Genomic DNA, 5,404 nt, shown 5'->3' on the forward strand with positions numbered 1-5,404 from the left:
ACCATCTTTTGCTTCGCTTGTCAAGTACTTTTTTCATTTTGTCGTCAGCCGTCAGGCGCGCCCAAAACGCTGTACTCTTTCGCTCAGCTGCCCTCTCGCGGAGAGCTTGTCTATATTACCACCCCTTCCCTCTCTTGTCAACACTTTTCTTCTCTTTTTTCTGTTTTATTTTTCACGGACCTCCCAGCGTTGGAAAACTGTCTTATATTGTTCCCCTCTCCCCTCTGTGATATACCAGATGACTATCCCTTTCCTCTGACCGCAGAATTGGAACTCCAGGCTGTCAGAGAATACAGTCACCCGGGCTTTCGTCTCCCACAAAATATCCTCCCACAGTTCCCGGGTAGCACCGGGTATGAATACCTCGCTGCTTTTCTCTCTCTCCACAGTTCGCTCCGATTCTATTTTATATTGCATCCGCACGTTCTTCAGCTCTTCCGCCGTAATCACCCCCTCAAGATATCCCTCCAATGCCCGGCGCAGCCGCCGTTCCACCTCACGGAGTTTGTTCTCCCGCCGGGCTGACAGGCGCTCCTCCGCTCTTCTGATTTGTTCAAGCCGGCCGGCCAGTTCCGTCAGTTCCTCTTCCAGCTCAACTCCCATCCGCTCCAGAGCAAACTGCCCGCAGGCAAGAAGAGTCTTGTCGTTGACCATCCCCATGCCGCAGCTGTTCCGGCAGCCCCAGCTTTTATACGCCGTGCCGCCTTTTCGGCGGCTGGTCCGGGGAATGTAAAGCCCGCCACACCCGCCGCACTTCACCTGGCCCGAGGCCCAACAGCGTGCGGAATATCGCGTGCCCCTCTGCTGAACTGCCCTCCTCCGGTCCATCTCCTGCTGCACCTTCTCCCAGGTCTCCCGGTCCACGATGGCCTGGTGGTGATCGCGGAGGTAAATCTGTTCCTCCATATTCCGATTTTCTATCTTCCGGTGGGTCAGGTAGTCCACAGTGACATACTTCCTCTGGCGCAGGTCTCCGACGTACTTTTCATTTCGGAGGATACGGAGGAGGGTGTTCTCCGACCAGCGTTCCGCTTTGGGCGGTGCGATCCCCGCCTGGTTCAGTTCCCGGGCTATGACGTGGACCCCTTTCCCCTCATACAGATATTTATGGTAGATAAGCCTGACTACCCGGGCCTCCTCCGGGCGGACGGTGAGGACGCCCCCTCTGGTCTCAAAGCCGTAGGCAGAATCGCTGCCAAAGACCACCCCCGCCTCCATCCGGCGGCGCTGGCCCCACTTCACCCGCTGGGAGGTCTTGCGGGACTCCTCCTGGGCTATGCTGGCCATGATGGTGAGGCGCAGCTCCCCGTCGTTGTCCCTGGTGTCGATGTTGTCGCTGAGAAACACCACCCCCACTCCCAGTGCCTTCAGCCTGCGGGTATAGGCCAGAGTGTCCACCGTGTTTCTGGCAAAACGTGATACCTCCTTGGTGAGAATCAGGCCGAACTTTCCCTCTTCCGCGTCCTCCATCATCTGCTGAAAGGCCGCCCGGCGGCGGATGCTGGTACCTGACAGGCCCTCATCTGCATACACCTGGGCCAGCTGCCACCCGGGATGCCCTTTAATATAAGTATGGAAGTATTCCCGCTGGCTGCGCAGAGAGTTGGCCTGGTCCGCCCGGTCGGTAGACACCCGGCAGTAGGCTGCCACCAGCAGCGCATCCCTGTCTGTCACAGTCTCCCCTCCCCCAGCAGCTTCTCTCCTTCCGTCCGGGTAATAACGCCCTTCTTATATAAATGACGCACAATCCCCCGGCGCACTGAGGCCCTCAGCTCCCGTTCCATGGTCTTTCCTTTTTCCATGGTGCCGCCCTCCTTCCGTTTTCAGGAGAGCATATGCCATTGGGCGGATGAAAAGCACGCTTCCGCTGCAAAATCCCCCATGCGTTAGGTACCGCATTGGCTACTGCCAATTCCTCCCGCAGAAAATAGTCCCGAAGCACCAGACCCCGCTCCTCTGCCAGTGCCGCCGCTTCCCGGGACACCCGGCCGCCGCAGATCACCTGCCCCGATCGGAGCGCTCCCAGCACCTGGCTCAGACTGTACCGTCCGGCGGAGAGGGGCGCGTTCAGCATGCCGCTCTCCGCCTCCACCGGCAGGGGGAGAATAACGCAGTCGGCCAGCGCCGCCTCCCGCAGCGTGGCCTCCTCCTTTACCTGTTCCGCTCTCTCCCCCTGTTCCAGGGCAAAAGTATGGACGCTGTGTCCGTCGGCAGCCAGCAGCCCGGCCAGACGGACCTGGCGCATATCCCCGCCAATCACCCAGAAATTCAGTTCTTGTCTCATGGGTCGTTCCTCCATTCACCGCGACTACTTTATCCTATTCTCTCCGCCGGAATGGGTGCAAAAGGAGCGGCGCTCCGGTGATTCCGAAGCGCCGCTCCCGGTGTTGATGATTCAGTTTCCGTTCTGAACGGCCGCCCGGGGCAGCTTCACGGTAAAAGTGCTGCCCTCGCCCAGAGCGCTCTCCAGAGTAACAGTTCCGCCATAGAGCTGGACAATGTGTTTGACGATGGCCAGTCCCAGGCCGGTGCCGCCGTTTTTCCTTGCCCGGCCCTTGTCCACCCGGAAGAACCGCTCAAAGACGCGCTTTTGGGCATCTTCGGGGATGCCGATTCCAGTGTCGGACACCACGGTGGTAACCCAGGTGCTGTCAGCAGAGACCGTCACGCTGACGCTGCCGCCCTTCACGTTGTACTTCACGCCGTTCTCCATCAGGTTGAGGAGCAGCTCCTTCAGCCGGCTCAGCGGGATAGCCGCCATGGCGTTCTCACCGGACACGGACAACGTCACACCCGCCTCCTTGGCAGTGGGTTCCAGCAGGATTTGAGTCTCTTGGGCGGCAGAGAGCACGTCGCTGGCCTCCTCGCACTGGTCGATTGCCACCGACTCCAGCTCGGAGATCTTCAGAATGTCGTTAATCAGCTCAATAAGCCGGTCTACCTCTACGCCAATCATGGTGAGGAAACGCTTCTGGTCATCCTCGCTTTTGACCATGCCCGACGCGAGCATATCGGTAAAGCCCTTGATGCTGGTGAGGGGTGTTTTGAGCTCATGGGACACATTGGCTGTAAATTCGCTGCGGATCCCCTCGGCCCGCTTGAGCTCCGTCACATCGGAGATGAGGATGGAGGCGCCCACAGTCTCCCCCTCATACTGCCGGCCCGTGACCGGGGAGAGGAACATGCGCAGGCTTCTGCCGTTAAAGGCCGGGTCATCCAGGTCCAGCACCACGGGGGTTTTTTCAGTGCGGACAGTCTTGAGTGCCTCCCGCAGGCGGCGGGAACGGGTGAGCAGCAGGATGCCGCTGCCATCGGAGTCGTCGCTCAGGCCAAAGAGGCGGCGGGCGGACCGGTTCAGGGTGAGGACATGGCCCTCCTCATCCAGCAGAATGAGCCCCTCGTCCATGCACTCCAGAATCAGGCTGACCTTGTCCCTCTCTGCCCGGATCTCGCCGATATATGCGCTCAGGCGATCCATCAGTTTTTCGATGTAGCGCAGCAGAGGCCGGACCTCGTCGTCCGCCTCATAGGCGTTCAGAGCAGCCTTGTCCTCCTCCTCGCCGTCCAGTACGCCCTGAAGGGCGTCTCCCACCACAGTCAGGGGTTTGAGTACCAGGCGGGCCATACGGCTGGCCATGACGAAAGCCAGTACCAGCGCCACCAGGGCGGCCACCACAAAACCGCCCACACTGTCCCACACCAGGCTGTCGATGGAGGAGACCGGCATGGAGGCCCGCCCGACCATTCCGTCTGCAAAGCGCTTGGCCTCGTAGAGCATGGTGGTGTCCACCGTGTCGGAGGAGCGGAGAGACTCGCCCCAGCCGGTGGCAACCGCCTGTTTGAACTCCTCCCGGTCGGCGTGATTTTCCATAGTGGCCGGATCGGCCTCAGTGTCCGCCACCACAGTACCATCCGTGTCAATAATAGTCAGGCGCTTCTCCGGCGCCGCCTGGCTGAACTGGTCGGTCAGCCCATCCGGATCGGTGATGGCGCTCTGGGCGTCCATAAGAATCAGCAGCTCATAAAGGGTCTGCCGGGCAGCGCCCATCTCCCGCTCCCGCAGCACCCAGATACCCATGGCGCCGGATACCAGCAGCGCCGCCAGAACGGTGAGAAGCGTGGCGCAGATCAGTCGTTTTTTCATCAGAATTCCCCCCTGTACTCAGAGGGCCGGGCAGCTTCCGGGACCTATCCCCGGCACTGCCCGGCCGCCGTTCAGTTCATCTTGTATCCCACGCCGCGGACGGTGGTGATGTACTCTTCTCCCAACTTCTGTCTCAGAGTTTTGACATGCATATCCACCGTGCGGGTCTCGCCGGTATAGTCGTAGTCCCAGACGGCCTGGAGGATCTCATCCCGGGTGAGGGCTACGCCCCGGTGGGTGGCCAGAAGGCGGAGCAGCTCAAACTCCTTGAAGGTCAGGTCCACCTGCTGCCCGCCCCGGCGGACCACCCGGGCAGCCGGATCAATTTCCAGATCTCCGCAGCGGATGAGTCGATCTTCCTCTCTCCGTTGGGTGCGGCGGAGCACCGCCTTCACCCGGGCCTGGAGCTCCATAATGCCGAAGGGCTTGACCACATAGTCGTCCGCCCCGGCCTCCAGGCCGTTAACCCGGTCCATCTCGGCGGTGCGGGCGGTGAGGAGGATGACGGGCACGTTCTCCCGGTCCCGGTCAGCCCGGAGCCGGCGGAGGATTTCCAGTCCGTCCATGCCGGGGAGCATGATATCCAGGATACACAGCACCGGGCAGTCCTTTCCCTGCTCCCCCTCAAACATGGCCTCGCCGGACTCATAGGCCCGGACATCATATCCTACGGACTGGAAATAATAGCGGAGCATCTCTCGGATGCTCTCATCGTCCTCAACAACCAGTATCACCTGGGACATGGAATCACCCCACACAAAATTTGCCGGTTTTTCAGCCGGCCAGCTCGCCGGTTACGCAGTAGATGGCCCACTGGGCGATGTTGACCGCGTGGTCTGCGATTCGCTCCAGGTACTTGGCGATGATAATCAGGTCGATGGCCTGATCGGCCTCGCTGCGGTTGTCCACGATCAGCTCTACCAGCTCGTGCTTGATGGCCTGGAAAAGGTGATCCACCTCGTCGTCCAGGTTTACCACCTCCCGTGCGGAGGAGGTATCCCGGTTGGCATAGGCGAAGATGGCCCTCTTGACCATGACGCCCGCCTTCTGGCTCATGGTACGGATATCCTTCATGGCCTGGTTGCTGCCGGTATTGCCCAGCAGGTCGGACAGCTCAGCGATGTTGGCGCACTGGTCGCCAATGCGCTGCAGGTCGGTGACCATCTTCAGCGCGGCGGAGATAGTGCGCAGGTCCCGGGCCACGGGCTGCTGCTGGAGGAGCAGCCGCAGGCAGCGGTTCTCAATGTCCCGCTCCATCTG

The 5,404-nt window shown here is 60.7% G+C and carries 6 protein-coding genes; all 6 read right to left on the reverse strand.

What is annotated here, in order from left to right; genetic code table 11:
• Nucleotides 1–165: 165 nt before the first annotated feature.
• Nucleotides 166–1,674, reverse strand: coding sequence for a recombinase family protein (locus Q0K06_RS13595; protein ID WP_294553621.1), 1,509 nt, complete (start codon nucleotides 1,672–1,674; stop codon nucleotides 166–168).
• Nucleotides 1,671–1,802 carry a hypothetical protein gene (locus Q0K06_RS13600; protein ID WP_294553624.1) on the reverse strand — a complete coding sequence of 44 codons (132 nt, stop codon included), beginning with the start codon at nucleotides 1,800–1,802 and terminating at the stop codon, nucleotides 1,671–1,673. Before Q0K06_RS13600 ends, Q0K06_RS13595 begins: the two co-directional genes overlap by 4 nt.
• A complete protein-coding gene (locus Q0K06_RS13605; RefSeq protein WP_294553627.1) occupies nucleotides 1,769–2,284 on the reverse strand; it encodes a dipicolinate synthase subunit A N-terminal domain-containing protein in 516 nt (171 codons plus the stop codon). The genes Q0K06_RS13600 and Q0K06_RS13605 overlap by 34 nt, the downstream gene beginning before the upstream one ends.
• Nucleotides 2,285–2,395: 111 nt before the next feature.
• Nucleotides 2,396–4,144 (reverse strand): ATP-binding protein, encoded by a 1,749-nt coding sequence (locus Q0K06_RS13610; RefSeq protein ID WP_294553630.1) that lies wholly within the window; start codon nucleotides 4,142–4,144, stop codon nucleotides 2,396–2,398.
• A 71-nt stretch (nucleotides 4,145–4,215) separates the two neighbouring features.
• A complete protein-coding gene (locus Q0K06_RS13615) occupies nucleotides 4,216–4,887 on the reverse strand; it encodes a response regulator transcription factor (protein WP_294553632.1) in 672 nt (223 codons plus the stop codon).
• A gap of 31 nt (nucleotides 4,888–4,918) precedes the next feature.
• A partial coding sequence (gene phoU, locus Q0K06_RS13620) for a phosphate signaling complex protein PhoU (protein WP_294553635.1) occupies nucleotides 4,919–5,404 on the reverse strand: 486 nt, incomplete at its 5' end.

It is taken from the genome of uncultured Pseudoflavonifractor sp., from assembly GCF_944387805.1.
GTDB lineage: Bacteria > Bacillota > Clostridia > Oscillospirales > Oscillospiraceae > Pseudoflavonifractor.